We start from the raw sequence: 24,131 nt of genomic DNA on the forward strand, positions 1-24,131 counted from the left end.
CATTGTCTCGAAAAGGAATCTTAGGTAAAAAGGTCGGCATGACCCAGGTCTTCACTGAAAACGGCGAGTTGGTTCCAGTAACTGTCATTGACGTTACTGGCAACAAGGTGTTGCAGGTTAAGACTAACGAAACTGATGGCTATGAAGCCGTTCAGCTCGGGTTTGACGACAAGCGTGAAGTTCTGTCCAACAAGCCAGAAGCTGGCCACGCAAAGAAGGCAGACACCACCCCTAAGCGCTTCATTAAGGAGATCCGCGATGTAGCGCTTGATGATTATGAGGTCGGTGCCGAAGTAAAGGCTGACACCTTTGCAGCAGGCGACATCGTGGATGTCACCGGGATTACAAAGGGTCACGGATACCAAGGTAACATCAAGAAAGACGGTCAGCGTCGCGGTCCTATGGCCCACGGTTCTCGTTACCACCGTCGTCCTGGTTCACTTGGTGCCATCATTAACCGTGTGTTCCCTGGTAAGAAGTTGCCAGGCCGCATGGGTAACAAGAAGGTTACCATGCAGAACCTCGAAGTTGTGGCCGTAGATACGGATCACAACGTATTGCTCATCAAGGGTAACGTCCCTGGGGCAAACAAGTCCTTTGTTACCGTTCGCACGGCTGTTAAGTCGGTCGCAAAATAAATCACGAAGGGAGGACATTAACAGATGGCTAACGTTACTTTGTACAAGCAAGATGGCTCTGAGAACGGCTCCGTTGAATTAAACGATGCTATTTTCGCCATTGAACCAAACCAGAACGTGGTGTTTGATGCAATCATCATGCAGCGTGCTTCTCTTCGTCAGGGCACCCACGCGGTTAAGAACCGTTCCGCCGTTTCTGGCGGTGGCCGCAAGCCATGGCGCCAGAAGGGTACCGGTCGTGCCCGTCAGGGTTCCATCCGTTCACCACAGTGGCGTGGCGGTGGGATCGTCTTCGGACCAACCCCACGGAGCTACAGCTACAAGCTGCCTAAGAAGGTTCGTCGCCTGGCACTGAAGTCGGTCTTATCCGAAAAGGTTGCTGACAAGAACCTGGTAGTCGTTGACGCTTTGAGCTTCGACGCACCAAAGACGAAGGCATTCGCACAGGCATTGACTGCACTGAACGCCAACGAAAAGACTCTGGTTGTTCTCGAAGCCGGCAACGACAACGCTGCTCTGGCTGCACGGAACCTGCCAAACGTCAAGGTTGTAGTTGCTGATGGTATCAACGTTTTGGATATCGTGAACAACAACAAGCTGGTTGTCACACAAGCAGCTCTCCAGAAGATTGAGGAGGTATTCGCATAATGGATGCACGCGATATTATTCTTCGCCCAATCATTACCGAACAGTCTACCGCCGAGATGGACAACCGCAAGTACACGTTTGAAGTTAACCTGAACGCCGACAAGACCCAGGTTAAGCGCGCTGTCGAAGAAATCTTCGGCGCAAGCGTTAAGAACGTCAACATTGCCAATGTTCGCGGCAAGAAGAAGCGTCAGGGTCGTTACGAAGGTATGACCCGTCGTCGTCGTAAGGCGATCGTTACCCTGAATGCTGATTCTAAAGACATCAAGATTTTCGAAGATTAATTCGAAAAATTTTTAAAAGGAGGTTAATAAAGTGGCGATTATTAAGTACAAACCAACCACCAACGGTCGTCGTAACATGTCTGGTTCCGACTTTGCCGACATCACCAAGAAGCGTCCAGAACGCTCCCTGTTGGAAAGCCAAAACCACACCGCCGGCCGTAACGCGCATGGACACATCACTGTCCGTCACCGTGGCGGTGGTAACAAGCAGTTCTACCGTGTGATCGACTTCAAGCGGCAGAAGGATAACGTTACTGCTAAGGTAACGGCTATCGAATACGATCCAAACCGTACGGCAAACATTGCTTTGCTGACATATGAAGATGGGGTTAAGTCCTACATCCTGGCACCTAAGGGTCTCAAGGTTGGTGACAAGGTTGTTTCTGGCCCTGACGCCGACATTAAGGCTGGTAACGCACTGCCACTGAGCAACATTCCTGATGGGACTTTGATTCACAACGTTGAATTGAAGCCTGGTAAGGGTGGTCAGTTGGCCCGTTCCGCTGGTGCCTCCGCACAGTTGCTGGGTCACGATGGCAAGTACGTCACCGTTCGCCTATCTTCCGGTGAAGTCCGGATGGTCCTGGCAGTTAACCGTGCAACGGTTGGTGAAGTTGGTAACGCTGAACACTCACTGATTAGCATTGGTAAGGCCGGTCGCAAGCGTTGGCTCGGTTTCCGTCCAACGGTTCGTGGTTCGGTTATGAACCCTAACGATCACCCACATGGTGGTGGTGAAGGTAAAGCACCTATCGGTCGTCCATCGCCATTATCCCCATGGGGTAAGAAGACGTTGGGTAAGAAGACGCGTGATCACAAGGCTAAGTCCGAGAAGTTCATCGTCCGTCACCGTAAGCACAAGTAAACCACTACAAGTAGTAGTTAAGGAGGTCACAAAATGGGTCGCAGTCTTAAAAAAAGGACCTTTTGCCGATGCCAGCCTTCTGAAGAAGGTTGAGGCACAGGCAGGTAACGACAAGAAGACCGTCATCAAGACGTGGTCGCGTCGTTCAACTATTTTCCCAAGTTTCATCGGCTACACCTTCGCAGTGTACGATGGCCGGAAGCACGTTCCAGTTTACGTGTCTGAAGACATGGTTGGTCACAAGCTCGGTGAGTTTGTACCTACCCGGACCTTCCATGGTCACGCTGTCGATGACAAGAAAACCGCAGCACGCTAGAAAGGAGCAATTCAGACATGGCTGAAACAATTACGTCTGCAACCGCAACGGCGAAGACAGTACGAATTGCTGCTCGCAAAGCGCGGTTGGTAATCGACTTGATTCGCGGCCGGAGCGCAGCAGAAGCTCTGGCAATCCTTGAATTCACGCCCCGCGCGGGTTCACCGATTATTGCTAAGGTATTGAAGAGTGCGATTGCTAATGCAGAACACAACTTCGACCTGGATGCACAAAACCTCTACGTCAAGGACGCTTTCGTTAACGAGGGTCCAACCTTGAAGCGGTTCCGTCCACGGGCCAAAGGTTCTGCATCACCAATCAACAAGCGTACGAGTCACATCACCGTGACCGTTGCTGAGAAAGAAGCATAAGGAGGGATAACGCGTGGGTCAAAAAGTAAATCCAAATGGGTTCCGTGTCGGTGTCATCCGTGACTGGGAAGCTAAGTGGTATGCCGAGAAGGACTATGCCACATTCCTGCACGAAGACCTGCACATCCGGGACTTCATTAACAAGAAGCTCGCCGATGCGTCTGTCTCGACCATCGAAATCGAGCGTGCCGCTAACAAGGTCAACATTTCTATCCACACCGCTAAGCCAGGGATGGTTATCGGTAAGGGTGGTGCTCAGGTCGAAGCCCTGCGTAAGGACATCGTCGCATTGACCGGTCGTAACGTGCACATCAACATTGTTGAAATCAAGAAACCTGACCTGGACGCCAAGTTGGTCGCCGAGAACATCGCCGATCAGTTGGAACAGCGTATTGCATTCCGTCGCGCAATGAAGCAGACGATGCAGCGCACGATGCGGGCAGGTGCTAAGGGTATCAAGGTCCAGACATCCGGCCGTTTGAACGGTGCGGACATGTCTCGCCGCGAGCACTATTCCGAAGGAACGGTGCCTCTGCACACTCTGCGTGCAGATATTGATTACTCTTGGCAGGAAGCAAAAACCACTTACGGTCAGCTAGGCGTGAAGGTCTGGATCTACCGTGGTGAAATCTTGCCAGAAAAGGCAAATAAACCTGCGAAGGGAGCGAAGTAACCAATGCTAGTACCTAAGCGTGTTAAGCACCGCCGTGAATTCCGTGGCAAGATGCGTGGCGCCGCCAAGGGCGGTACCAAAGTTGACTTTGGCGATTATGGTCTGCAGGCCTTGGAATCCCACTGGATCTCCAACCGTCAGATTGAAGCCGCTCGTGTTGCCATGACTCGTTACATGAAGCGTGGCGGTAAAGTTTGGATCCGGATCTTCCCGCACAAGTCCTACACCAGCAAAGGTGTTGGGGTACGTATGGGTAATGGTAAGGGTGCACCAGAAGGCTGGGTAGCCGTTGTTAAGCGCCAGAAGGTGATGTTTGAAGTTGGTGGCGTTTCTGAAGAAGTCGCTAACGAAGCATTGCGTTTGGCTTCCAACAAACTCCCAATCCGTACCAAGGTGATCAAGCGCCAGGAAGCAGGTGAGCAGAATGAAGGCTAAGGAAATTACCGCATTGAGCACTGCTGAGATGTTGGACAAGGAAAAGCAATACAAAGACGAATTGTTCAACCTCCGTTTCCAGCAGGCGACCGGTCAGCTGGAAAACACTGCTCGTTTGAAGCAGGTTAAGAAGAACATTGCCCGGATTAAGACGGTTCTGCGTCAGCAGCAACTGAACAAATAATCGGAAAGGAGCCCAGTACTTTGGAAGAACGTAATAGTCGTAAAGTTTATCAGGGCCGCGTTGTCTCTGACAAGATGGACAAGACCATTACCGTCGAGGTCAACACTACCAAGACCCACCCGGTATATGGCAAACGTGTAAAGTACTCCAAGAAGTACTACGCCCAGGATGAGAACAACGAAGCCCACGTTGGTGACACCGTTCGCATCATGGAAACCCGTCCTCTGTCAAAGACCAAGCGTTTCCGGTTGCTCGACATTGTCGAGAAGGCCGTTATTATCTAGAGCATTTCGTGACGAAAGGAGGACATAACAGTGATTCAACAAGAAAGTCGCCTCAAAGTGGCAGACAACTCCGGTGCGCGCGAAATCCTCGTGATTAAGGTTCTTGGTGGTTCTTACCGCAAGACCGGGAACCTCGGTGACGTCGTAGTCGCAACTGTAAAACAGGCAACACCAGGTGGCGTTGTCAAAAAGGCAGATGTCGTTAAGGCTGTAATCGTACGGACTAAGTCAGGTGCACACCGGACTGATGGTTCATACATCAAGTTTGACGAAAATGCCGCTGTCATCATCAACGATGACAAAACGCCAAAGGGTACCCGTATCTTTGGCCCCGTGGCTCGTGAGTTGCGTGACAACGACTTTATGAAGATCGTTTCACTAGCACCCGAAGTTCTGTAATTTCCATAGGAGGAGGTGCAACATGTTATTCAAAACAGGTGATAAGGTGCGCGTCATGCGTGGTAAAGACGCTGGCAAAGAAGGCACCATCAAGCAGGTCCTGAAGAACAAGGACCGCGTCATCGTTGAGGGCATCAACATGGTTAAGAAGCACGTGAAGCCGTCGAATACTAACCCTAACGGTGGTATCGTCGATGCTGAAGCAGCAATTCACGTTTCTAACGTCATGTTGCTCGACCCGAAGGACAACAAGCCATCCCGTGTCGGTGTTACCGAACAGGATGGTAAGCGTGTGCGCGTAGCCAAGAAGTCTGGCACCGCTCTCGACAAGTAATAGAAAGGAGGACCTATTTTTCATGGCAAACCGTTTACAAGAACGTTATAAGCAGGAAATTGCACCGGCGCTGAACAAGCAGTTCAGTTACAAGAGCACGATGCAGACGCCGAAGATTGACAAAATCGTCTTGAACATGGGTGTTGGTGATGCTACACAGAACGCCAAGAACCTGGACGAAGCCGTTAACGAATTGGCACTGATCTCTGGTCAGCACCCCATGACGACTAAGGCTAAGAAGTCGATTGCCAACTTCCGTCTGCGTGAAGGCATGCCGATTGGTGCGAAGGTCACCCTTCGTGGCGAGCGGATGTACGACTTCCTGGACAAGTTGATCAATGTTTCCCTACCACGTGTGCGGGACTTCCGCGGTATTTCACCAAAGAGTTTTGACGGTCGTGGTAACTACACCCTGGGTGTTCGTGAACAGTTGATCTTCCCAGAAATTGACTACGATCAGGTTAACCACGTTCGTGGTCTGGACGTTGTAATCGTTACTACTGCACAAACTGATGAAGAAGGTCTCGCGCTGCTCAAGCAGTTCGGGATGCCATTCGCTAAGTAAGGAGGTCAACCACTTGGCTAAGAAGTCTTTAATTGTAAAGAACCACCGGCCTGCAAAGTTCGCTGTTCAAGAATACACGCGCTGCGAGCGCTGTGGTCGGCCACACTCCGTTTACCGGAAGTTTAAGCTTTGCCGGATTTGCCTTCGTGAGTTAGCACACGCCGGTCAGATTCCTGGTTTGAAGAAGGCCAGCTGGTAATTCAATTCACTTAGACAAAGGAGGTTAAATCAATGGCTCTGACAGATCCTATTGCAGACTACTTGACTCGCATTCGTAACGCCAACATGGTACGTCACGAAAGCCTGGAAGTACCTGCTTCCAAGATGAAGAAATCCATTTCCGAAATCTTGAAGAACGAAGGGTTCATCCGTGACTATGAAGTTATCGATGACGACAAGCAAGGCATGATCCGCATCTTCCTGAAGTACGGGAAGGACAACGAAAAGGTCATCTCTGGTTTGAAGCGTATCAGCAAGCCCGGCCTACGTACTTACGTAAAGGCGGACGCTGTCCCTAAGGTTCTCAATGGTCTCGGGATTGCAATCATTTCCACTTCCAACGGTGTTATCACCGACAAGGAAGCCCGTGCCAAGAACGTCGGTGGCGAAGTACTCGCCTACGTTTGGTAATACAAAAATTAACAAAGGAGGTGCCTACCTGTGAGTCGTATTGGTTATAAAAGCGTCACGCTACCAGAAGGTGTTTCTGTAGCGCAAGACGGCAACGTTGTGACCGTTAAGGGTCCTAAGGGTGAACTGACCCGTGAGCTCAGCGCCGACATTAAGATGACGGTGGACGGTAACACGGTGTCATTTGACCGTGACAACGATAATTTAAAGGCTATCCACGGCACTACCCGTGCCGTATTCAACAACATGGTTGTTGGGGTAACCGAGGGCTACAAGAAGGACTTGTCTCTGGTCGGTGTTGGTTACCGTGCCCAGATGCAGGGTTCCAAGTTGGTCCTGAACGTTGGTTACTCTCACCCGGTTGAGATGGAAGCCCCAGAGGGCGTAAAGGTTGAAGTACCTGGTACTACAGCTATCACCGTTTCTGGGATCAGCAAAGAGAAGGTTGGCCAGTTTGCCGCCGAGATCCGTGCTGTTCGCTCCCCTGAACCATACAAGGGTAAGGGTATCCGTTACGTCGACGAATACGTTCGGCGTAAGGAAGGTAAGACTGGTAAGTAGTAGTCAGTTATTGGCTGCATAAAATTTTATGAGGTGAACATTGTGATTTCAAAGCCAGATAAGAACAAGACTCGTGCAAAGCGCCATGCGCGTGTACGGGGCAAGATTTCTGGTACGAGCGAGCGCCCACGCTTGAACGTATTCCGTTCCAACAAAAACATCTACGCTCAATTAATTGATGACGTAGCGGGTGTGACGTTAGCAAGTGCCTCCACTCTCGATAAAGAAATTAAAGCCGATGCTACTAAGACTGAGCAAGCAGCTCAAGTCGGTGCCTTGATTGCCAAGCGCGCTGTTGCTGCTGGTAAGTCTGATGTAGTCTTCGACCGTGGTGGTTACATCTACCATGGTCGTGTCGCTGCACTAGCCGAAGCTGCTCGTGAGAACGGCCTCGAATTCTAACACAGGAGGAAAAACCTAACATGGCATCATTTATCGATCCAAACCAACTCGATTTGGAAGACGAAGTCGTCGCTATCAACCGAGTTACTAAAGTTGTCAAGGGTGGTCGCCGCCTGCGTTTCGCTGCTATTGCGATTGTTGGTGACAAGAACGGCCACGTCGGTCTTGGTACGGGTAAGGCCCAGGAAGTTCCTGAAGCCATCCGTAAGGCCGTCGAAAACGGTAAGAAGAACCTGATCGCCGTACCACGTGTTGGTACTACGATTCCTCACGAAGTAATTGGTCACTACGGCGCTGGTGAAGTGCTGTTGAAGCCATCCGTTGAAGGTTCTGGGGTTGCCGCTGGTGGTGCCATCCGTGCCGTTATGGAATTAGCGGGTATCGGTGACGTTACTAGTAAGTCCCTTGGTCGGAACACGCCAATTAACATGGTGCGTGCAACGATCGAAGGCTTGAAGCAGCTAAAGACCGCTGAAGAAGTTGCTGAGTTGCGCGGCGTTTCCGTTGCACACCTACAAGACTAGGAGGTAGTCAACAATGGCTCAATTGAAGATCACGTTGACTCGGTCTGCGGCACACCGTTTGCCGAAGCAGCGCAAGATTGTCAAGGAATTTGGCCTGGGCCGTGTGAACAGCACGGTGATCAAGCCAGATAACGCCGCTACTCGTGGTGTTATTAACCAGATTTTCCACCTGGTTTCCGTTGAAGAAGTTAAGGACTAACAAAACTATATACAAGGAGGTGCGCACATCCATGAAGTTACACGAACTCACTCCAAGTGAAGGTTCACGTCACAGCCGCAAGCGTCTTGGCCGTGGTACTTCTAGTGGTCAGGGTAAGACTGCTGGTAAGGGTACTAAGGGTCAATTGGCTCGTCAGGGTGGCAAGACTCGTCTTGGGTTTGAAGGTGGCCAGATGCCACTGTTCCGTCGTATGCCGAAGCGCGGTTTCAAGAACGTTAACCGCAAAGACTACGCGGTTATCAACCTATCCGACCTGAACCGTTTTGATGATGGTACGGAAGTTACTCCAGCATTGCTCGTTGAGAGCGGCTTGGTTAAGAACGAACTTGACGGCATCAAGCTGTTGGGTGATGGCGAGTTGACCAAGAAGTTAACCATCAAGGTAGCAAAAGCATCCGCAACTGCTAAAGAAGCTGTTGCAGCAGCAGGCGGTTCAATTGAGGTGATCTAATGATTGCGACCCTCAAAAACGCACTCAAGGTGAAGGACATTCGTCACAAGATGTTGTTCACCCTGATCGTTTTGCTGGTTTACCGGTTAGGTGCCAGTATTTCGGTACCAGGGATTGACGCTGGTCAGCTCACTAAGCTGGGCGATACCGGACTGATTTCCATTCTATCGACCGTCAGTGGTGGTGGTTTGTCGAACTACTCCATCTTTGCCCTTGGGGTGTCGCCATACATTACCGCACAGATCATCATTCAACTGTTACAGATGGACATTGTCCCGAAGTTTGTTGAATGGAGTAAGCAAGGGGAAGTTGGTCGGCGCAAGCTGAACCAGGTGACCCGCTACCTAACCATTATCCTGGCGTTTGTTCAGGGTATTGGGATTACCGCTGGGTTCCAAGTCCTCTCCCAATACGGGCTGGTAAAGAACCCGAGCGTGCAACAGTACCTCGTTATCGGTGTTATTCTCACCGGTGGGACGATGTTACTGACCTGGATGGGGGAACAAATCACGGATAAGGGTCTCGGCAACGGGGTCTCCATGATTATCTTTGCCGGGATTATTGCCCGGCTCCCATCCGGGGTCAAGGAAATCTGGACGGACCAGATTACGAACAACGACCCGTCTGATCGCTGGCAGGGGGCCCTCTTCATGGTGGGTCTGCTGATTCTGGTGATTGTCGTCGTTGCTTTCGTGACCTGGGTACAACAAGCTAACCGTAAAATTCCGATTCAGTACACGCGCCGTGTGACCAGTGCGGGTGACAATTCCTACCTGCCCTGAAGGTTAACGTTGCCGGGGTGATTCCCGTCATCTTTGCTAGTTCACTCATCGTGACGCCACAAACTATTTTGATGGCGTTCCAGAAGAGTCATGGCAGTGATGGCTGGTACATCACGTTGACCAACATCTTCAGTCTCGAAAAGCCGATTGGGATTGCGCTTTACACCTTACTGATCGTCTTGTTCACGTTCTTCTACGCCTTCGTTCAGGTTAACCCGGAGAAGTTGTCGGAGAACTTGGTCAAGCAGGGTAGTTACATTCCGGGTGTTTGGCCTGGGAAGGAGACGGAGAAATTCGTTTCCCGGATTCTCATGCGGTTGTCCGTTGTCGGGGCACTCTTCCTGGGTTGATTGCCTTGATGCCACAACTAGCCGCGTTACTGTGGAACTTGCCACAATCCATCGGGTTGGGTGGTACCAGCCTGTTAATTGTGGTCATGACGGCCATTGAGTTGGTCCGCCAGCTAGATGGGTTGCTCATGAAACGCGAATACGTTGGCTTCATCCAGGGTGACCTGGTGAAGAAATAGCTAAACGGAGGCTACAAAAGTGAATCTGATTTTAATGGGTCTACCAGGCGCGGGTAAGGGTACGCAAGCTGAAAAGATTGTGGTTAAATATCCCATTGCCCACATTAGTACTGGCGACATGTTCCGGGCGGCGATGGCTGACGGTACCGAGTTGGGTAAGCAGGCTCAGTCCTACATGGACAAAGGTCAGCTGGTGCCCGATGAGGTCACTGAAGGTCTCGTTAAGGAACGGCTTCAGCAACCAGATACCGATGCTGGTTACATGCTGGACGGTTTTCCCCGGACGATTGCGCAGGCGGAGGCGTTGACTGATATCACCGCCGAGTTGAACAAGCCGTTGGACGCAGTCATCAACATTGATGTTGATCCCAAAGTCCTGGCCGACCGTCTGAGTGCGCGTTATATCTGCAAAACCTGTGGGGCCACGTACAACAAGTTGTACCACAACCCCAAGGTGGAAGGTACCTGTGACCGTTGCGGTGGCCACGAGTTCTTCCAGCGGGATGATGACAAGCCGGAGACCGTTCAGAACCGTCTGCAGGTAAACATTAAGATGAACACGCCCCTGCTTGATTTCTACGCTAACCGTCAGTTGCTGTACACCGTTAATGGTGATCAGGATATCGACGCGGTGTTCGCTGAGATTGAAAAAAATTCTCGCGGCTAGGGCCTAGTTCGAGAACGGCATCGTCTGTCAGCTGACAGCTTTGTTTTCAACTTGCGAACTTTGTGGTACACTGCTTTGGTGTGCCGGACGGTCGGCGCCCATTTTTGGGTGCGTGATTTAATTGTGACCAAAACGGACGAGGAGGAATAGGTTTCGTGGCAAAAGACGATGTCATTGAGATTCAGGGCACCGTGGTGGATACATTACCCAACGCGATGTTTAAAGTAAAGCTTGAAAACGATGCGGAGATTCTGGCGCACGTTTCCGGGAAGATCCGGATGCACTACATCCGGATTCTGCCTGGTGACCGCGTGACGGTGGAGTTGTCTCCATACGACCTGACTAAGGGCCGGATTACGTACCGTTTCAAGTAGTCAACACAGGAGGCATTTTAAAGATGAAAGTACGTCCATCTGTAAAGAAAATGTGTGAGCACTGCAAGGTTGTCCGCCGCAAGGGCCGCGTGATGATCATTTGCTCTGCAAACCCAAAGCACAAGCAGCGCCAAGGATAAAACAAACACTATCATAGGAGGTGTCATCACATGGCTCGTATTGCAGGTATTGATTTACCCCGCAACAAGCAAATTGTCATTGGTTTGACCTACATTTTCGGTATTGGCAACAGTACTGCACAAAAGATCTGTGCAGCTGCTGGTGTACCAGAAAACGTGCGGGTTGCAGACCTGACTCCTGACCAGGAAGACAAGTTGCGTGCGGAAGTAGATAACATTCGTGTCGAAGGTGATTTGCGCCGTGAAGTCAGCATGAACATCAAGCGGCTTCAGGAAATTGGCTCATACCGTGGCATGCGTCACCGTCGTGGTTTGCCAGTTCGCGGTCAGCACACCAAGAACAACGCACGTACTCGCAAGGGTAAGAAAGCTACCATTGCTGGTAGGAAGAAATAATAAGGGAGGTCTGTACTGATGGCAACAAGGAAAACAACGCGCAAGCGTCGTGTGCGTAAGCACATCGAAAGCGGTGTTGCGCACATCCACGCCACTTTCAACAACACACTGGTCATGATTACTGATGCCCAGGGTAACGCAGTGGCTTGGTCTTCTGCTGGTGCACTTGGCTTCAAGGGCTCCCGTAAGTCCACGCCATACGCTGCACAAATGGCTGCAGAAGCAGCTGCTAAGGAAGCAATGGAACACGGCATGAAGTCTGTTGAAGTAGCCGTTAAGGGTCCTGGTTCGGGCCGTGAAGCAGCTATTCGTGCCATTCAGGCTGCCGGTGTCGACGTTACGGCTATCCGTGACGTTACGCCAGTACCTCACAATGGTTCTCGTCCTCCAAAGCGTCGTCGGGTGTAGTTCGTGTGCCCTGCGCTTTGTTGAGCGCGTGGGTATGTCGCACATCACTCTCGATTTGAAAGGGGTACACAATAGATGATTGAATTTGAAAAGCCAAACATCACCAAGGTTGAAGAAGACAACAACTACGGTAAGTTTGTCGTCGAGCCACTCGAACGCGGGTATGGTACTACGCTCGGCAATTCGTTGCGGCGAATTTTGCTTTCATCTTTGCCTGGGGCAGCGGTTTCTAGCGTACACATTGATGGCGTCGTGCATGAATTCTCGACGATTGATGGCGTTCTGGAAGACGTGACCCAGATTATCCTCAACATTAAGAAGCTTGCTTTGAAGGTTGAGGGTGAGGAAGAGGACAAGAAGGCCACCATCTTGGTCGAGGGTCCGGCTGTCGTGACGGCTGCGGACATCAAAACAGATGCTGACGTCGAGGTGTTAAACCCTGACCAATACATTTGTACCATTGCAGAAGGCGGTCGCCTGGAAATGGAAATGACGATCAAGACTGGTCGTGGGTATGTTCCGGCTGATCAGAACAAGTCTGACGACCAGCCGATTGGGGTCATCGCTGTGGATTCCATCTTTACCCCAATTAGTAAAGTTAATTACACGGTTGAGAGTGCTCGTGTGGGCCGTCGTAGTGATTTTGACAAACTAACGTTGGATGTCTGGACGAACGGGTCAATCACCCCCAGTGCAGCCATCGCGTTGGCCGCCAAAATTTTGACGGATCACCTGGCAATCTTTGTCAACCTGACTGATGACGCCAAGAACGCCGACATCATGGTTGAAAAGGAAGACAGTCAGCGTGAAAAGTTGCTCGATATGACGATCGAGGAACTGGACCTGTCTGTTCGTTCTTACAACTGTCTGAAGCGTGCCGGGATCAACACCGTTCAGGAATTGACCGACAAGACTGAAGCAGAAATGATGAAGGTACGTAACCTCGGCCGGAAGTCGCTTGAAGAAGTAAAGAACAAGCTGTCCGACTTGGGCCTCAGCCTACGTCAAGAAGACTAATTGTAAAGGAGGAATAACACATGAGTTACCGGAAATTGGGCCGTACAAGTTCCCAGCGTAAGGCATTGCTCCGTGACCTGACTACTGACTTGATCATCAACGAACGTATCATCACGACCGAAGCACGCGCTAAGGAAGTTCGTTCGACGACTGAAAAGATGATCACGTTGGGTAAGCATGGTGACCTGCACGCACGTCGTCAGGCCGCAGCGTTTGTCCGCAACGAAATTGCTGACGTTACTGAAGAAGGGGACGCAGTGGTGGTTACATCCGCATTGCAGAAGCTGTTCAGTGACCTGGCAAAGCGTTACGAAGGTCGTAACGGTGGTTACACCCGGATTATGAAGACCAGCCCACGGCGTGGTGACGCCGCACCGATGGTTATCATCGAACTGGTTTAATTAAGACGGGTGGCATCTTGATGCCACAACCGGACGGGTCGCACCCGTGCGGGCGGATCAAGACGTGTGCGGAAGCAATTGCGCACACCACTAAATAAAACCGAATCGACCCTCGTTGGCCGGTTCACTTTGATCATTTGATCGATGGAGCGTTACGATGATGGGTGCCACAGAGCGGAGCGGGGCGTTCAGAAGCTGAGCATTAACGTGACATTGACGGAGGCGGTTTTCGCCGCAGTCGATGTCACGTTAAGCGCCAGCTTCTGCCCCGTATAGCTCGACTACGCTAAGGTAACTTAGCGCGCGGCATGGCCAAATAGTGCCGGGGCGACGGCCCTCTTAGTCTAGCTTGCGAGTGCCAGGGCAACCTGGTCCTCCATCATTGAATGATTTATACATAGCAATCAACAGTGCCACTTTGCGCAAGGGTGACTACGGTTGGGCAACGTTGCTAGGGCGGGTCGCTGACCCGCCTTTTTGATTGGCGTGAAGTCTGACCGGCTACCATCCCGAGTGGGGCCTGTGTTATTATTGTTGGGTCTAAATATATGGTTATACAGGGGGGTGCCACGCATGCAACCAGTGATTGATATTCAGGACTTATCGTTTCGTTACCGAGAAGCAACGACCGATGCGCTCAAACACGTGTCGTTGACGGTCAACCCTGGGGAATGGGTGGCCATTATCGGGCGTAATGGTAGTGGCAAAAGCACCCTGGCGGGTAACATCATCGGTTTATTGGAACCGGAACGCGGCTCGGTGACCAGTGGCCACGTGACGGTGAGCGGCTTACCGCTGGACGATGAACACGTGTGGGATATCCGGGCACGCGTGGGGATCGTCTTCCAGAATCCCGATAATCAGTTTGTGGGGGCAACCGTCGCCGATGACATTGCCTTTGGCATGGAGAACCGCGCCGTCCCACGCGCGGAGATGCAGCAGCGTGTGCAGGCCGCCTTGTCGGCAGTTGGTATGACTGACTTTGCGGAGCGCGAACCTGCCCGGCTATCGGGGGGGCAAAAGCAACGGGTCGCCATCGCTGGCATCGTCGCGCAGGCTCCGGACATCATCATTCTGGACGAAGCCACGTCGATGTTGGATCCGGCGGGGCGCCGTGCCGTCATCGACCTGGTGACGCAGCTCCAACAGGAACGCCACATGACGGTTCTGTCCATCACCCACGACCTGGACGAAGCGGCCCGGGCCGACCGTATCATCATGCTGGCACACGGCGCGGTGGCTGATGTGGGCACACCGGCAGAAATTTTCACCCGGGGGACCGAGTTAGCTGCCAACGGACTGGACGTGCCGTTCCCCGAACAACTCAAAGTAGCATTGCGTGCTCGCGGCGTGAGCGTACCGGACGACTACCGCACGGAGAAAGGACTGGTGGATTACTTATGGACATTACGTTCAACCATGTAAGTTTCACCTACCAGCCCGGGACCCCCTTTGCTGGTACGGGCCTGCGTGACGTCAATACCACCATTCATGGGGGTGAATACACGGCGATTGTTGGTCATACCGGCTCTGGTAAGTCGACGTTGTTACAACACCTGAACGCACTGCTGAAGCCCACGGCGGGGACGGTGACCATTGGTGATCGCGTGATTACGCCGACGACGAACAACAAGCACCTGCGCGCCTTGCGGCAACAGGTGGGGATGGTGTTTCAATTTCCGGAGAGCCAGCTCTTTGAATCGACGGTGCAGCGGGACATCGCCTTTGGCCCGGAAAACTTTGGCATGGCCCCGGACGAGGCAGCCGCATTGGCCGCTGAGACGGCGCGGCTGGTGGGCTTGCCCGATGACCTGCTGACCCGGTCGCCATTTGACCTCTCGGGTGGGCAAATGCGGCGGGTGGCGATTGCCGGCGTGTTGGCGATGCGTCCATCCGTGTTGGTGCTGGATGAACCCACCGCGGGACTGGATCCCGCGGGGCGACGTGACCTAATGGCGCTGTTTGCCCGGTTGCACACGGAAGAGGGCCTGACTATCGTTTTGGTGACCCACCAGATGGACGATGTGGCCAACTTTGCCGAGCACGTACTCGTCATGGATGGCGGCGCGCTGGTACGCGAGGGCACACCGCGCGAAGTGTTTGCCGACGCGGCGTGGCTACGCGACCACAGCTTAGCGCAACCGACCACTACGCGGATGGCGGGGGCACTGGCTGCCCGCGGCTTCCACTTTGACCAACCACCACTGACCCTCGATGAGTTAGCGGACGCCTGGCACCGCAGTTAGGGGGGCACACCCATGAATAGCATGATCCTGGGCCGGTACATTCCCGGCGATTCACCCATTCACCGGTTGGATCCGCGCACTAAGCTCCTCGGGTGTTTCTACTATATCGGTATTGTGTTCCTCGCCAACAATTGGATCACCTACGCGTTGATGTTCGCCCTTACGCTGGGGTTGTTACCACTCGCCCACGTGCGCTTGGGCTTCTTCCTGCGCGGGGTGCGTGCCATTATCTACCTGATTCTGTTCACCGTGCTGTTGCAACTGTTCTTCACGACTGGGGGACACGTTTGGTGGCAGTGGGGGTGGTTGACCGTGACGAGCAAAGGGGTGGTGAACGCCGTGTACATTTTGTGCCGGCTCGTCCTGATCATCTTTGCCTCGACGCTGCTGACCTTGACCACACAACCGCTGGGGTTGGCCGACGCGGTAGAGTCCATTCTCAAACCGCTGAAGCCACTCCACGTCCCGGTCACGGAACTAGCCTTGATGCTGTCGATTGCGTTACGCTTCGTGCCGACGTTGATGGACCAAACAACCAAGACGATGAACGCGCAACGGGCGCGGGGGGTCGATTTTGGTAGCGGTGGCCCGATCAAACAGCTCAAAGCCATCGTGCCGTTGTTTATTCCGTTGTTCGTCTCGGCCTTTTCGATGGCTGATGACCTCGCAACCGCGATGGAGGCCCGGGGTTTCCGTGGCGGGGACGGCCGCACGCGTTATCGGGCACTGGCCTACCACCGCGGGGACGCGGTCGCCGTAGTACTACTCGTCGTCCTGACGGTGGTACTGATCGTGTTGCGGACCCATTAGTTAGCAAAGGAGATTGCAGTTTGGCTCACTACCGCATTACAGTTAAATATGACGGGACCAAATTTTCCGGGTATCAGGTGCAACCGCACCAGCGGACCGTGCAGGGAGTCATCGAACGGGCGCTGGCCAAGATGGCCAAGGTGCCACACATTCACATCGACGGTTCGGGCCGCACGGATGCCGGGGTACACGCGCTGGGCAGGTAATCACCTTTGATACGCCCATCGACATTCCCGACCGTAACATGTTGGCGGCCCTCAACAGTATGATGCCACTGGATATTTTAGTGCTGGAATGTGCCCACGTACCGGCGGACTTTCACGCGCGCTATTCGGCGGTGGGTAAGCGCTACTTGTACCGCGTTGCTCTAGGCCGGTACACGGACCCCTTGAAGCGGCTGTACACTGGGCATTACCCGTACCACGTGGATGTCGCCCGCATTCAGGCGGCGTTACCCGACCTGGTGGGCACGCACGACTTTACCAGTTTTGCCGCCAGCGGTGGGCAGATAGAGGACAAGGTGCGTACCATTTACGAAGCAACCTGCACTGAAGATAAGGTGCATAATGAGCTACGCTTCGAGTTTTATGGGAATGGCTTCCTGTACAACATGGTCCGGATCATGGTCGCCACGGCGCTGGAGATTGGTAACGGTCGCCGTGATTTGCACGATTTTCAGCGGGTGCTGGCAGCCAAGGACCGCCAACAAGCGCGTGGGACGGCTCCGGCGTCGGGGCTTTACCTCAAGCACGTTTATTACCCGGGAAATATCACCGGCGCCACGATTTAAATAGCACCGGGGCACATGATGCGCGGAACACGCCTGGACGCGTTGACGAGCGCATGAATATTTGATATTATATTAGCTGGTATTGTTTGCCCCACGTAAGCCCCGGAATCTTACTAGTGTCAAACAAACACAGAACATTGGAGGAAACTCATTATGAGTAAGTCATTTATGGCCAAGCCAGGTGAAGTTGACCGCAAGTGGTACGTTATCGACGCTACCGACATTGCGCTTGGCCGCTTGGCATCCGTTGTTGCCAGCATCCTGCGTGGCAAGAACAAGCCTACATTCACACCAAACATAGATACTGGTGATAACGTCATCGTTATCAACGCAAGCAAGGTTAAGTTGACGGGTCGTAAGGCCACGGACAAGATCTACTACCACCACAGCCAGCATCCAGGTGGGTTGAAGCACGAAGTCGCTGGCGACTTGCGCGACAACAACCCAGAACGTTTGATTGAATACGCCGTTAAGAAGATGCTGCCTACCAAGAACACGCTGGGTCACCAGCAGTTCCTGAAGCTGCATGTTTACGCAGGCGCTGACCACAAGCACGAGGCGCAGAAGCCAGAAGTGCTTGACATCAAGGGCTTGATTTAAGGAGGATACACATGGCAGACGTAGTATACAGCGGCACTGGTCGCCGCAAGAACTCCGTAGCCCGCGTACGTTTGGTACCTGGGAGCGGTAAGATTACCATGAACGGCAAGGATGCTAACGAATACTTGCCCTTCAACACTTTGATTCAGGATATCAACCAGCCATTCGATTTGACTGAAACCAAGGGTCAGTACGACGTCTTGGTCAACGTTAACGGTGGTGGCTTCACCGGCCAGGCCGGTGCCACCCGTCACGGTATTTCCCGTGCACTGTTGAAGGTTGACCCTGACTTCCGTGCAGTCCTGAAGAAGGCCGGCATGCTGACACGTGACCCTCGTATGAAGGAACGTAAGAAGTATGGTCTGAAGAAGGCTCGTAAGGCATCTCAATTTAGCAAACGTTAATAGCGTTATGCTATCGAGATGGAAACGTTGGTACGACAGCGTTTCAAGTAAGTCTCGAACATCGAAAGTGGTTCTCCAAATTAGGGCGAGCCACTTTTTTTTATCCTCAAATTAGGGCGTGATTTGTGCGCGTCTTTCATTTGAGGCGTTCTGGCTTCAAGAACTTTTAGGGCGTGTGTCCTAGTTTTACGTTCTTTTGGGCGTCAATTTTAATGAGTTTCGTTAAGTTTCATTTCCTGTGCGAGTGAGTTCTTTCTAGCTTCTGCGATTCGTGCAGCGAACTTGTCATGAACATCCAGGCCGACAATATCAGGCGTGTTAACATACACGCGCGTGGTCTTGATGCTGGAATGTGACAGCGCTTCGGAAATCAACTGTAAGCTGGCGCCACCTTGACGTGCAAGCGTTGAGAACGTATGCCGCAGCTTGTGTGGCGTGACCCGAACAAGGTCAGGGTGGCGCTTGTAGATCGAATTCAAGCGATAGTTGAGATAGTCGGCGTGCAGCGGTTGGTTGATCTCGCCTTTGAAGTTCGTGTAGGTAAACAGAAACTGGTTTGGCCCAGATTCTACGTTCACTTCTGCGAGTTGACTAGCTTGCTTGTCGCGCCATTCTTTCAGCATCGGGATCAAAACAGGTGGTAAGGCGTGGGAAGTTTCCTTCTTGCCTTGGTTGGCCCAACCTTGCCACTTTTCTTGAGTGCCTGAACAATCAGAACATAGCCGGTGTTGAAGTCAACGTGCTTCCACTGCAATCCGTATGATTCTCCTTTACGATCTCCGAGGTGGAGCGTGAGGAAAAGTAACAGATAATCCTGGTCACTCAACTTGCCGTTGTCGTGATCTGTGTTGGCGGCGTCGAGCCAAGCCACCATTTCATCAGCGGAAAGTGATTCACCAGTCATCTTGCGACGAGTGGCGAGCCGTTCCTTCTTGGGACTACCGATGGAGGCGATGGCTTTTTCTAGCCGGTTCACGTCGATGAAGTCCACCATTTCGGCGGTATCAAACATCTGGCTGACGTATGACTTCACTGTGCGAATGTTTGCGTACTTCTCTGACAGAATTGCCAGCTCTTGCATGACGAACTGCTTATTGAGATTCAAGTAGGTCATGGAATACTCGCCGAACATCGGAAGCAAATGCAGCCGGAAAATGTTGCGTGTATTCGCTTGAGTCTCCTCCGAAGGAATAATGCGAATACGTCCGGTTGCGCCCGCAGCGTATAGCGGCCACCAGATTTCACGGTAGAAGTCCTTGAATAGCATTTCACCGTTCTTCTTGATAGTACCCGCAGATTGCGTTTTTTTGAGCTTCCTTAATTTTCGCATCGACTTGTTTTTGCAGCGTCTTGGCTTCCAGTTTCGTCGCTACGGTTTTACGGTAGCGGGGAACCTTCACGCCAAGAATACCGCGAATATCTTTAGGGTAGAACACCTCCACAAAGTAAGTGCCTGCATCAGTTTTAGTAATAGACATGATATTTACCTCCTGTTGTTTGTCAACGAGCTTGAACAGGACGTAAAGCTACATCGACATATTACCATCCTTCAACGTGTTTGCGAAGCCAGTTATCAACTGCATCGCGATCGTAACGAACAACGCCACAGATATTGATCCGTGGTAAGCCAAGCTCAATCCACTTATCTAAGGTGTTGTTAGAGATTTTCAGGTATGCGCACAATTCCATCTTCAACAGGTACCGATCATGCTGTGCTTGTTCTTCGCGAGCTCTGTGAACTTCATCGATAAATAAAGTAGACAGCGCGTTACGAATCGCAATCACGTTCTCATCGTTCATGGGAAAATCGATTGGCGTTTCCGTTGCTTGCGCTGAAATATGACATGCCTCCTTCTTCACGGTATTGGTGAAACTGATGTTGTGACGAGCAGCTCATCATTCAGCCCGGGTCCAACCAACTATCGAGGATCTCAATAAGAGCCTCTCTCCCTCGTTTCGTCAGGGTGACGTGCAAGTATCCGGCTCACTGGTTTAGTCGCTCGCTCGTGGGAGGTCATGGCGGTGTGGAGCCTTCGTTGCTGAATGATGCTATTCAGTTGTCAAAGGACATAGCGAGCAAAAGAAAATCCCGCTTCTGCATATACAGACAGCGGGAACGGGTCGAAATGAAACCAAAATCAGAAAAAAAGTTGAAATTGATTATGTGCGAGTTAGTTGTGAACCTGATTGAGTGGACGGTTGCGATAGGTGTTCAGCAACATTAAAGCGCTGAACGCTGAATACAAATTTGATTTGAAGTTCTTGCTTCAAATCGGGATCGACATAGCTTTTTCCGTATGCAGCCTCGCAATCAAAGTCGTGGCTGAACATATCGAGTAGTCTGGACATTGCCTCAGCGTCTCCGTCCTGTGCTGCCAAGATAACCGGGATCAGGTTATCGACCTCTGTATAATGCATTGAACACTCCTCCGTATTCATTACATGCTTTCGTAAACTTTCTTAATCCGCGCTATTGCCCGTCGCCGCCGTTTGTTCACCCCCTGACTGGTTTTGCCTGTGCGGCTGCCGATTTCCACGTCGTTGAGTTCAGAAAAGTAGTATTGATACAACACCATCTTATCAGCTATGGAAAGGGTTGCAATGGCCGTGGCAAGACGTTCATTTTCGATGAATGACTCTAGATGTGCGATTTCTTCATCAGTCAGAACAAAGTCCTCAAGATGACCTGGTTCAGCAATTTCCTCTAACAACCAGTCTTCAAGTGGAGTTTCTTTGACGTCTTTGAGATGCTTACGGTAGATGTTGATTCGCTCATTACGAAGGACTTGCTGCATGTATCTGATGAACATACGAGAAACCTCACGTTCGCTGCTCATATTGTTGACCTCCTGATAGATAATTTTTGCTACACAGTTACAGACGGTTTTTTTGCCAGACAAATGAAACCGGTTCTGAAATAAATAGAAAAAGAACCGACGAGTACAAGTTGCATACTCGTCGATTCTTGTTGGTTGGGTGATTGGCAAGTGTGGGAATACCGGTGCTGCTGGCTTAGGTCAACAGTTAGAGGTTACGAATGTGATTATCCTGAACTTTTATGAAGCTAGCTTCGCAGTATCTGCAAGCCTGTCTAACTTGATACGCGCTTCCTTCGTGTGCACGGTAGTTAATAATGGCACGATTTTTTTCAAGTAGAGCATCGTCATACTGCCACCACTGGAAGGCCTCCAGCCAGTCGATCGTGGCTTGGTCGAAACGAGAGCGGATCACTTTTGCTGGGTTGCCGCCGACAATGGCGTAGGCAGGCACGTCCTTGGTGACCAGAGCATACGCACCGATGACGGCGCCGTCGCCGATATGCACGCCTGGCATGATGATAGCGTGGCGGCCGATCCAGACGTCATTCCCAATGACCGTGTCGCCTTTGACTGGCATATCTTCTTTGGTCATGCCGAGCTTGGCGATCAGGCTACGGTCTAGTTCTGGGAAGATGAAGGTGGAGAAGGAGTTCATCGGGTGGTTGGCGGCGCCCATAATGAAACGAACGTTGCGCGCAAAGCTGCAGAAGCTGCCGATGATCAAGCGGCCGTGGCCAGGACGGTTGTACAGCACGTTTTCGCTGTTGAAATCAGTGCCGTCTGCGGCGTCGTAGTAGTTGTGTCGGCCGACGAGAATGTTATTATCGAGCTTTTGTTTTTCGATCCACATATTAGTGAGCCACCTTTCCTAAGACAAACTTGCGCACGCCGTAGGTCACGACGAAGCTAAGCACTAAGCCGCCGACCAGCGTCGGGAGAATATCAACGCCAAGCAGGTGTGGGCCGTAGTTGACCAGATAAGTGCCAGAGTAGCTACCAAGGGCCCCGAAGGCGAGGTCTAAACCTAACATGATAATGCTCTTTTCATGGAAGAAGCGGTCGATGGCGTAGACAGCAGCGCCCATAGCGAGCCCGACGATGACAGCAGTGATGATGGATAGTAACATTTGAATTACCTCTTTTGATTTGAGTGATGAACAGGGACAATAATATTCGGTCGGCGGTGATGGAATCGTTGAATGGTGAATGCTACCGCACTTAATATAACGAGAACCGCAGGATCTTTGATAAGTACATGGTGACCTCCTAGTGCAACAGCTGGAAGGCTTGCTGGCAATAGTTTGCGGCGTTGTCGTAGGACTGTTCCAAGATCGGGCCAACTTTGGCAATGCGGCGGGTCTTGGCCCAACCGTAGCTGAAATATCCGAGTGCCCAGCCGAGGAAGGCGGGGACGGCGAGAATTGCGCAGAGAATTACCATTTGGTTAGTGACCGCAAATACCGATCCGGCCATGAATGCAGTACCAATCAAGCCAACGGTCATCGCGACCACGGTAGGTACTGATGACTTGCTGCGTTCCAGCCCGGCAGCGGCAGCCATTTCCTGCTCGAATTGTTTTTGTAGTCGATTTAACGCTGCTTTTTCGGGCAAGTTACGATCTCGCTTTAATTTCAACGTAACCGTGCTTTTACCGATGTCCGGCGTACGATCAGTTACTTGCCAACCGAAGTTCATATAGCCGTCAATATAATTGTTTTGCATTGCCTTGGGAATCTGTTGTTCAAGATACTCGAAGGCTACAAAGTCGGATTCTGTCATGGATATATCTCCTTTTTCTTTAACTATTTAACAACGTCAGTATATCTACGCGATATTTGCAAATTGTTGGCGATATGTTTCTGAGATGTTAAATCTGAAAACAGGATTGTATCTATGCTGTTTGTTGAATGCTATTCACTAGTCCCTGTTCAAGACTAAATCATAAAAAAAGGCCACCTCGATGTATCAGCGTAGAAGACATCGGGATGGCCTCATTGTTGAGTCACAGCTCAGTAGGGGGACTGCTGCGTGTGTTGGAGTCAAGCATTGTGCAAGTTAGGTCATTAACCGTTGTTGAGTGGGAGTGTATCAAGTGTGATATAACCATGACCTTCTTTGCACGTAATGGTTGCACTGGCATCACCTCCTTAGGTGTTGAAGTCTTACAAATAAGGCGCAATGAACTTAAAGGCAGTGTTTAAGCCGAGACTGTATGCAAGTATCGTCCAAGGTTTGCATAAAACAATGATTGTCACGAATTTTCTCACGGACATTTTTGTTAATCCGGCAAACATACATAAGAGGTCGTCGGGTGCGACTGGCATTAGAATTGCAATCGCAAACACGCGATCAAACTTTGTTCCGCCATCGAGGTAATACTGATACTTCGCCATCGTTTTCTTTGGAACAAGTAGTGATATAAAGTTCCTGCCAAAGCGGCGAACCAGCAGGAAGCTAGCGATGGAGCCAATACTGATGCCAATGTAGTTATAAACAAAGCCCCATTTAGCACCAAACATGGCAATCGCTGCGACGGTTGAAAGCCCGCCAGGAATCACGGGGAAAATTACCTGAATGATTTGTAAAAGAATAAACAGTAACGGCGCCCATATTCCGGCCTGCAAGATAGTTGCTTGCAGCGATGCCGGGTCAGTCAGGTATCCAAGCCGATAACAGGTTATCCCAAATAGGATTATGGCCACCAATCCGCTGAGCTGTATCAGGCGCAAGACTTTCCGCGAGTTCGTCATAGGTTGCTCTCCTTTTTTTTCCGCCGTTGCTGTCGCTTCATGCAAAAATGTGTTTGCTAAAGACGTAGTTCAAAGCAATCACGACAATCTGATCGATAATCTTGACGATGATTGGCGAACCCTTGAGTAAGGTTAGGCCAACGAATAGAATTGCTGTGTCAGCTAACAGAGAAGCCCCGCGTAAAGTGAAGAAGCTGATACTTTCTTTTAGCAA

At 51.4% G+C, this 24,131-nt stretch carries 42 protein-coding genes and 3 pseudogenes; 34 read left to right on the forward strand and 11 right to left on the reverse strand.

Annotated features, from left to right (window positions below; translation table 11 throughout):
- The first annotated feature begins 2 nt into the window (after positions 1-2).
- From rplC to rpsI, 34 genes and pseudogenes are all read left to right on the forward strand, one after another.
- Positions 3-638: a 50S ribosomal protein L3 gene (gene rplC, locus JCM13996_RS09300; RefSeq protein ID WP_082383919.1), complete on the forward strand. Its 636-nt coding sequence runs from the start codon at positions 3-5 to the stop codon at positions 636-638.
- Between the two features lie 24 nt (positions 639-662).
- The gene (rplD, locus tag JCM13996_RS09305) at positions 663-1,286 is read left to right on the forward strand and encodes a 50S ribosomal protein L4 (RefSeq protein ID WP_054750915.1); all 624 of its coding nucleotides are present in this window, start codon (positions 663-665) and stop codon (positions 1,284-1,286) included.
- Complete coding sequence (gene rplW / locus JCM13996_RS09310; protein WP_054750916.1) at positions 1,286-1,570, forward strand: 50S ribosomal protein L23; 285 nt, start codon at positions 1,286-1,288, stop codon at positions 1,568-1,570. The genes rplD and rplW overlap by 1 nt, the downstream gene beginning before the upstream one ends.
- A gap of 31 nt (positions 1,571-1,601) precedes the next feature.
- Positions 1,602-2,435 (forward strand): 50S ribosomal protein L2, encoded by an 834-nt coding sequence (gene rplB / locus JCM13996_RS09315; protein WP_054750917.1) that lies wholly within the window; start codon positions 1,602-1,604, stop codon positions 2,433-2,435.
- A 33-nt stretch (positions 2,436-2,468) separates the two neighbouring features.
- A pseudogene (gene rpsS, locus JCM13996_RS10585) lies at positions 2,469-2,751 on the forward strand (30S ribosomal protein S19).
- 17 nt (positions 2,752-2,768) lie between these two features.
- Entirely contained in the window at positions 2,769-3,122 is a 354-nt protein-coding gene (gene rplV / locus JCM13996_RS09320) for a 50S ribosomal protein L22 (RefSeq protein ID WP_054750918.1), read from the forward strand.
- A gap of 13 nt (positions 3,123-3,135) precedes the next feature.
- Positions 3,136-3,795, forward strand: coding sequence for a 30S ribosomal protein S3 (gene rpsC, locus JCM13996_RS09325; protein WP_054750919.1), 660 nt, complete (start codon positions 3,136-3,138; stop codon positions 3,793-3,795).
- 3 nt (positions 3,796-3,798) lie between these two features.
- Positions 3,799-4,230: a 50S ribosomal protein L16 gene (gene rplP, locus JCM13996_RS09330; RefSeq protein ID WP_054750920.1), complete on the forward strand. Its 432-nt coding sequence runs from the start codon at positions 3,799-3,801 to the stop codon at positions 4,228-4,230.
- On the forward strand, positions 4,220-4,414 hold the full coding sequence (gene rpmC / locus JCM13996_RS09335) for a 50S ribosomal protein L29 (protein WP_054649285.1): 195 nt from the start codon (positions 4,220-4,222) through the stop codon (positions 4,412-4,414). The genes rplP and rpmC overlap by 11 nt, the downstream gene beginning before the upstream one ends.
- A gap of 20 nt (positions 4,415-4,434) precedes the next feature.
- Positions 4,435-4,698 carry a 30S ribosomal protein S17 gene (gene rpsQ / locus JCM13996_RS09340; protein ID WP_054750921.1) on the forward strand — a complete coding sequence of 88 codons (264 nt, stop codon included), beginning with the start codon at positions 4,435-4,437 and terminating at the stop codon, positions 4,696-4,698.
- A gap of 30 nt (positions 4,699-4,728) precedes the next feature.
- A complete protein-coding gene (rplN, locus tag JCM13996_RS09345; protein WP_054750922.1) occupies positions 4,729-5,097 on the forward strand; it encodes a 50S ribosomal protein L14 in 369 nt (122 codons plus the stop codon).
- Positions 5,098-5,119: 22 nt separating this feature from the next.
- On the forward strand, positions 5,120-5,431 hold the full coding sequence (gene rplX / locus JCM13996_RS09350) for a 50S ribosomal protein L24 (protein ID WP_054750923.1): 312 nt from the start codon (positions 5,120-5,122) through the stop codon (positions 5,429-5,431).
- Between the two features lie 22 nt (positions 5,432-5,453).
- Positions 5,454-5,996, forward strand: a complete 543-nt coding sequence (gene rplE / locus JCM13996_RS09355) for a 50S ribosomal protein L5 (protein WP_054750924.1) — start codon at positions 5,454-5,456, stop codon at positions 5,994-5,996.
- Positions 5,997-6,009: 13 nt separating this feature from the next.
- Complete coding sequence (locus JCM13996_RS09360; protein WP_054750925.1) at positions 6,010-6,195, forward strand: type Z 30S ribosomal protein S14; 186 nt, start codon at positions 6,010-6,012, stop codon at positions 6,193-6,195.
- Positions 6,196-6,227: 32 nt separating this feature from the next.
- Positions 6,228-6,626: a 30S ribosomal protein S8 gene (gene rpsH, locus JCM13996_RS09365; RefSeq protein ID WP_054750926.1), complete on the forward strand. Its 399-nt coding sequence runs from the start codon at positions 6,228-6,230 to the stop codon at positions 6,624-6,626.
- A 30-nt stretch (positions 6,627-6,656) separates the two neighbouring features.
- Positions 6,657-7,187, forward strand: coding sequence for a 50S ribosomal protein L6 (rplF, locus tag JCM13996_RS09370; RefSeq protein WP_054750927.1), 531 nt, complete (start codon positions 6,657-6,659; stop codon positions 7,185-7,187).
- A 33-nt stretch (positions 7,188-7,220) separates the two neighbouring features.
- Positions 7,221-7,589, forward strand: a complete 369-nt coding sequence (rplR, locus tag JCM13996_RS09375; RefSeq protein WP_054750928.1) for a 50S ribosomal protein L18 — start codon at positions 7,221-7,223, stop codon at positions 7,587-7,589.
- 20 nt (positions 7,590-7,609) lie between these two features.
- Positions 7,610-8,113, forward strand: a complete 504-nt coding sequence (gene rpsE / locus JCM13996_RS09380) for a 30S ribosomal protein S5 (protein WP_054750929.1) — start codon at positions 7,610-7,612, stop codon at positions 8,111-8,113.
- Positions 8,114-8,126: 13 nt separating this feature from the next.
- Positions 8,127-8,312, forward strand: coding sequence for a 50S ribosomal protein L30 (gene rpmD / locus JCM13996_RS09385; protein WP_054750930.1), 186 nt, complete (start codon positions 8,127-8,129; stop codon positions 8,310-8,312).
- 31 nt (positions 8,313-8,343) lie between these two features.
- Positions 8,344-8,784 carry a 50S ribosomal protein L15 gene (gene rplO, locus JCM13996_RS09390; protein ID WP_054750931.1) on the forward strand — a complete coding sequence of 147 codons (441 nt, stop codon included), beginning with the start codon at positions 8,344-8,346 and terminating at the stop codon, positions 8,782-8,784.
- Positions 8,784-10,095: pseudogene (secY, locus tag JCM13996_RS09395) on the forward strand (preprotein translocase subunit SecY). The gene rplO and the pseudogene secY overlap by 1 nt, the downstream one beginning before the upstream one ends.
- A 19-nt stretch (positions 10,096-10,114) precedes the next feature.
- Positions 10,115-10,762, forward strand: coding sequence for an adenylate kinase (locus JCM13996_RS09400; protein ID WP_054750932.1), 648 nt, complete (start codon positions 10,115-10,117; stop codon positions 10,760-10,762).
- 155 nt (positions 10,763-10,917) lie between these two features.
- Positions 10,918-11,136 (forward strand): translation initiation factor IF-1, encoded by a 219-nt coding sequence (gene infA, locus JCM13996_RS09405; RefSeq protein ID WP_054750933.1) that lies wholly within the window; start codon positions 10,918-10,920, stop codon positions 11,134-11,136.
- 23 nt (positions 11,137-11,159) lie between these two features.
- Positions 11,160-11,276 (forward strand): 50S ribosomal protein L36, encoded by a 117-nt coding sequence (rpmJ, locus tag JCM13996_RS10590; protein ID WP_003567518.1) that lies wholly within the window; start codon positions 11,160-11,162, stop codon positions 11,274-11,276.
- Between the two features lie 30 nt (positions 11,277-11,306).
- On the forward strand, positions 11,307-11,672 hold the full coding sequence (gene rpsM, locus JCM13996_RS09410) for a 30S ribosomal protein S13 (RefSeq protein ID WP_054750934.1): 366 nt from the start codon (positions 11,307-11,309) through the stop codon (positions 11,670-11,672).
- Between the two features lie 18 nt (positions 11,673-11,690).
- Positions 11,691-12,080, forward strand: a complete 390-nt coding sequence (gene rpsK, locus JCM13996_RS09415) for a 30S ribosomal protein S11 (RefSeq protein WP_054750935.1) — start codon at positions 11,691-11,693, stop codon at positions 12,078-12,080.
- A 75-nt stretch (positions 12,081-12,155) separates the two neighbouring features.
- Complete coding sequence (locus JCM13996_RS09420) at positions 12,156-13,097, forward strand: DNA-directed RNA polymerase subunit alpha (RefSeq protein ID WP_054649313.1); 942 nt, start codon at positions 12,156-12,158, stop codon at positions 13,095-13,097.
- A 20-nt stretch (positions 13,098-13,117) separates the two neighbouring features.
- Complete coding sequence (gene rplQ / locus JCM13996_RS09425) at positions 13,118-13,498, forward strand: 50S ribosomal protein L17 (RefSeq protein ID WP_054750936.1); 381 nt, start codon at positions 13,118-13,120, stop codon at positions 13,496-13,498.
- 573 nt (positions 13,499-14,071) lie between these two features.
- Entirely contained in the window at positions 14,072-14,923 is an 852-nt protein-coding gene (locus JCM13996_RS09430) for an energy-coupling factor ABC transporter ATP-binding protein (RefSeq protein ID WP_054750937.1), read from the forward strand.
- Positions 14,899-15,744 (forward strand): energy-coupling factor ABC transporter ATP-binding protein, encoded by an 846-nt coding sequence (locus JCM13996_RS09435; protein WP_054750938.1) that lies wholly within the window; start codon positions 14,899-14,901, stop codon positions 15,742-15,744. The genes JCM13996_RS09430 and JCM13996_RS09435 overlap by 25 nt, the downstream gene beginning before the upstream one ends.
- Positions 15,745-15,756: 12 nt before the next feature.
- Positions 15,757-16,554, forward strand: coding sequence for an energy-coupling factor transporter transmembrane component T family protein (locus JCM13996_RS09440; RefSeq protein ID WP_054750939.1), 798 nt, complete (start codon positions 15,757-15,759; stop codon positions 16,552-16,554).
- A gap of 20 nt (positions 16,555-16,574) precedes the next feature.
- Positions 16,575-17,344, forward strand: a pseudogene (gene truA, locus JCM13996_RS09445) (tRNA pseudouridine(38-40) synthase TruA).
- Between the two features lie 153 nt (positions 17,345-17,497).
- Positions 17,498-17,944: a 50S ribosomal protein L13 gene (rplM, locus tag JCM13996_RS09450; protein WP_054750940.1), complete on the forward strand. Its 447-nt coding sequence runs from the start codon at positions 17,498-17,500 to the stop codon at positions 17,942-17,944.
- An 11-nt stretch (positions 17,945-17,955) separates the two neighbouring features.
- Positions 17,956-18,348: a 30S ribosomal protein S9 gene (gene rpsI / locus JCM13996_RS09455; protein WP_054750941.1), complete on the forward strand. Its 393-nt coding sequence runs from the start codon at positions 17,956-17,958 to the stop codon at positions 18,346-18,348.
- Between the two features lie 209 nt (positions 18,349-18,557).
- Here the strand turns inward: rpsI and JCM13996_RS12040 are convergent, their stop codons facing one another.
- From JCM13996_RS12040 to JCM13996_RS12575, 11 genes are all read right to left on the reverse strand, one after another.
- Entirely contained in the window at positions 18,558-18,971 is a 414-nt protein-coding gene (locus tag JCM13996_RS12040) for a tyrosine-type recombinase/integrase (RefSeq protein ID WP_054750942.1), read from the reverse strand.
- 5 nt (positions 18,972-18,976) lie between these two features.
- Positions 18,977-19,615, reverse strand: a complete 639-nt coding sequence (locus JCM13996_RS12045; RefSeq protein WP_054750943.1) for a hypothetical protein — start codon at positions 19,613-19,615, stop codon at positions 18,977-18,979.
- A gap of 1 nt (position 19,616) precedes the next feature.
- Positions 19,617-19,826, reverse strand: a complete 210-nt coding sequence (locus JCM13996_RS12050; protein ID WP_054750944.1) for a hypothetical protein — start codon at positions 19,824-19,826, stop codon at positions 19,617-19,619.
- 61 nt (positions 19,827-19,887) lie between these two features.
- Positions 19,888-20,208: a helix-turn-helix domain-containing protein gene (locus JCM13996_RS09475; RefSeq protein ID WP_225353571.1), complete on the reverse strand. Its 321-nt coding sequence runs from the start codon at positions 20,206-20,208 to the stop codon at positions 19,888-19,890.
- 300 nt (positions 20,209-20,508) lie between these two features.
- A complete protein-coding gene (locus JCM13996_RS09480; RefSeq protein WP_054750945.1) occupies positions 20,509-20,766 on the reverse strand; it encodes a helix-turn-helix domain-containing protein in 258 nt (85 codons plus the stop codon).
- Positions 20,767-20,786: 20 nt separating this feature from the next.
- On the reverse strand, positions 20,787-21,185 hold the full coding sequence (locus tag JCM13996_RS09485) for a sigma-70 family RNA polymerase sigma factor (RefSeq protein WP_054750946.1): 399 nt from the start codon (positions 21,183-21,185) through the stop codon (positions 20,787-20,789).
- Between the two features lie 187 nt (positions 21,186-21,372).
- On the reverse strand, positions 21,373-22,017 hold the full coding sequence (locus tag JCM13996_RS12640) for a CatB-related O-acetyltransferase (protein ID WP_082383920.1): 645 nt from the start codon (positions 22,015-22,017) through the stop codon (positions 21,373-21,375).
- 1 nt (position 22,018) lies between these two features.
- Positions 22,019-22,294, reverse strand: a complete 276-nt coding sequence (locus JCM13996_RS09495; protein ID WP_054750947.1) for a hypothetical protein — start codon at positions 22,292-22,294, stop codon at positions 22,019-22,021.
- Between the two features lie 139 nt (positions 22,295-22,433).
- Positions 22,434-22,946 (reverse strand): hypothetical protein, encoded by a 513-nt coding sequence (locus JCM13996_RS09500; protein ID WP_054750948.1) that lies wholly within the window; start codon positions 22,944-22,946, stop codon positions 22,434-22,436.
- A 383-nt stretch (positions 22,947-23,329) separates the two neighbouring features.
- Positions 23,330-23,962, reverse strand: coding sequence for a TVP38/TMEM64 family protein (locus tag JCM13996_RS09505; RefSeq protein ID WP_225353572.1), 633 nt, complete (start codon positions 23,960-23,962; stop codon positions 23,330-23,332).
- On the reverse strand, positions 23,955-24,131 hold the full coding sequence (locus JCM13996_RS12575) for a GtrA family protein (protein ID WP_263848909.1): 177 nt from the start codon (positions 24,129-24,131) through the stop codon (positions 23,955-23,957). The genes JCM13996_RS09505 and JCM13996_RS12575 overlap by 8 nt, the downstream gene beginning before the upstream one ends.

Source organism: Lacticaseibacillus thailandensis DSM 22698 = JCM 13996, from assembly GCF_001312865.1.
GTDB lineage: Bacteria > Bacillota > Bacilli > Lactobacillales > Lactobacillaceae > Lacticaseibacillus > Lacticaseibacillus thailandensis.

What these genes read in the sequence shown, in the direction of transcription:
- JCM13996_RS12640 (WP_082383920.1), bottom strand. Translation starts at nt 22,017, where the DNA reads ATGTGGATCGAAAAACAAAAGCTCGATAATAACATTCTCGTCGGCCGA.
- JCM13996_RS12050 (WP_054750944.1), bottom strand. Translation starts at nt 19,826, where the DNA reads ATGTCTATTACTAAAACTGATGCAGGCACTTACTTTGTGGAGGTGTTC.
- rpmC (WP_054649285.1), top strand. Translation starts at nt 4,220, where the DNA reads ATGAAGGCTAAGGAAATTACCGCATTGAGCACTGCTGAGATGTTGGAC.
- JCM13996_RS09435 (WP_054750938.1), top strand. Translation starts at nt 14,899, where the DNA reads ATGGACATTACGTTCAACCATGTAAGTTTCACCTACCAGCCCGGGACC.
- JCM13996_RS09430 (WP_054750937.1), top strand. Translation starts at nt 14,072, where the DNA reads ATGCAACCAGTGATTGATATTCAGGACTTATCGTTTCGTTACCGAGAA.
- JCM13996_RS09485 (WP_054750946.1), bottom strand. Translation starts at nt 21,185, where the DNA reads ATGAGCAGCGAACGTGAGGTTTCTCGTATGTTCATCAGATACATGCAG.
- JCM13996_RS09495 (WP_054750947.1), bottom strand. Translation starts at nt 22,294, where the DNA reads ATGTTACTATCCATCATCACTGCTGTCATCGTCGGGCTCGCTATGGGC.
- JCM13996_RS09440 (WP_054750939.1), top strand. Translation starts at nt 15,757, where the DNA reads ATGAATAGCATGATCCTGGGCCGGTACATTCCCGGCGATTCACCCATT.
- JCM13996_RS12045 (WP_054750943.1), bottom strand. Translation starts at nt 19,615, where the DNA reads ATGCTATTCAAGGACTTCTACCGTGAAATCTGGTGGCCGCTATACGCT.
- rplO (WP_054750931.1), top strand. Translation starts at nt 8,344, where the DNA reads ATGAAGTTACACGAACTCACTCCAAGTGAAGGTTCACGTCACAGCCGC.
- rplE (WP_054750924.1), top strand. Translation starts at nt 5,454, where the DNA reads ATGGCAAACCGTTTACAAGAACGTTATAAGCAGGAAATTGCACCGGCG.
- rplW (WP_054750916.1), top strand. Translation starts at nt 1,286, where the DNA reads ATGGATGCACGCGATATTATTCTTCGCCCAATCATTACCGAACAGTCT.
- JCM13996_RS09500 (WP_054750948.1), bottom strand. Translation starts at nt 22,946, where the DNA reads ATGACAGAATCCGACTTTGTAGCCTTCGAGTATCTTGAACAACAGATT.
- rpsI (WP_054750941.1), top strand. Translation starts at nt 17,956, where the DNA reads ATGGCAGACGTAGTATACAGCGGCACTGGTCGCCGCAAGAACTCCGTA.
- rpsM (WP_054750934.1), top strand. Translation starts at nt 11,307, where the DNA reads ATGGCTCGTATTGCAGGTATTGATTTACCCCGCAACAAGCAAATTGTC.
- JCM13996_RS09480 (WP_054750945.1), bottom strand. Translation starts at nt 20,766, where the DNA reads ATGCATTATACAGAGGTCGATAACCTGATCCCGGTTATCTTGGCAGCA.
- rpmJ (WP_003567518.1), top strand. Translation starts at nt 11,160, where the DNA reads ATGAAAGTACGTCCATCTGTAAAGAAAATGTGTGAGCACTGCAAGGTT.
- rplD (WP_054750915.1), top strand. Translation starts at nt 663, where the DNA reads ATGGCTAACGTTACTTTGTACAAGCAAGATGGCTCTGAGAACGGCTCC.
- rplX (WP_054750923.1), top strand. Translation starts at nt 5,120, where the DNA reads ATGTTATTCAAAACAGGTGATAAGGTGCGCGTCATGCGTGGTAAAGAC.
- rplM (WP_054750940.1), top strand. Translation starts at nt 17,498, where the DNA reads ATGAGTAAGTCATTTATGGCCAAGCCAGGTGAAGTTGACCGCAAGTGG.
- rplQ (WP_054750936.1), top strand. Translation starts at nt 13,118, where the DNA reads ATGAGTTACCGGAAATTGGGCCGTACAAGTTCCCAGCGTAAGGCATTG.
- JCM13996_RS12040 (WP_054750942.1), bottom strand. Translation starts at nt 18,971, where the DNA reads ATGCTGAAAGAATGGCGCGACAAGCAAGCTAGTCAACTCGCAGAAGTG.
- rplP (WP_054750920.1), top strand. Translation starts at nt 3,799, where the DNA reads ATGCTAGTACCTAAGCGTGTTAAGCACCGCCGTGAATTCCGTGGCAAG.
- rpmD (WP_054750930.1), top strand. Translation starts at nt 8,127, where the DNA reads ATGGCTCAATTGAAGATCACGTTGACTCGGTCTGCGGCACACCGTTTG.
- rpsK (WP_054750935.1), top strand. Translation starts at nt 11,691, where the DNA reads ATGGCAACAAGGAAAACAACGCGCAAGCGTCGTGTGCGTAAGCACATC.
- rpsH (WP_054750926.1), top strand. Translation starts at nt 6,228, where the DNA reads ATGGCTCTGACAGATCCTATTGCAGACTACTTGACTCGCATTCGTAAC.
- rplV (WP_054750918.1), top strand. Translation starts at nt 2,769, where the DNA reads ATGGCTGAAACAATTACGTCTGCAACCGCAACGGCGAAGACAGTACGA.
- rpsE (WP_054750929.1), top strand. Translation starts at nt 7,610, where the DNA reads ATGGCATCATTTATCGATCCAAACCAACTCGATTTGGAAGACGAAGTC.
- JCM13996_RS09420 (WP_054649313.1), top strand. Translation starts at nt 12,156, where the DNA reads ATGATTGAATTTGAAAAGCCAAACATCACCAAGGTTGAAGAAGACAAC.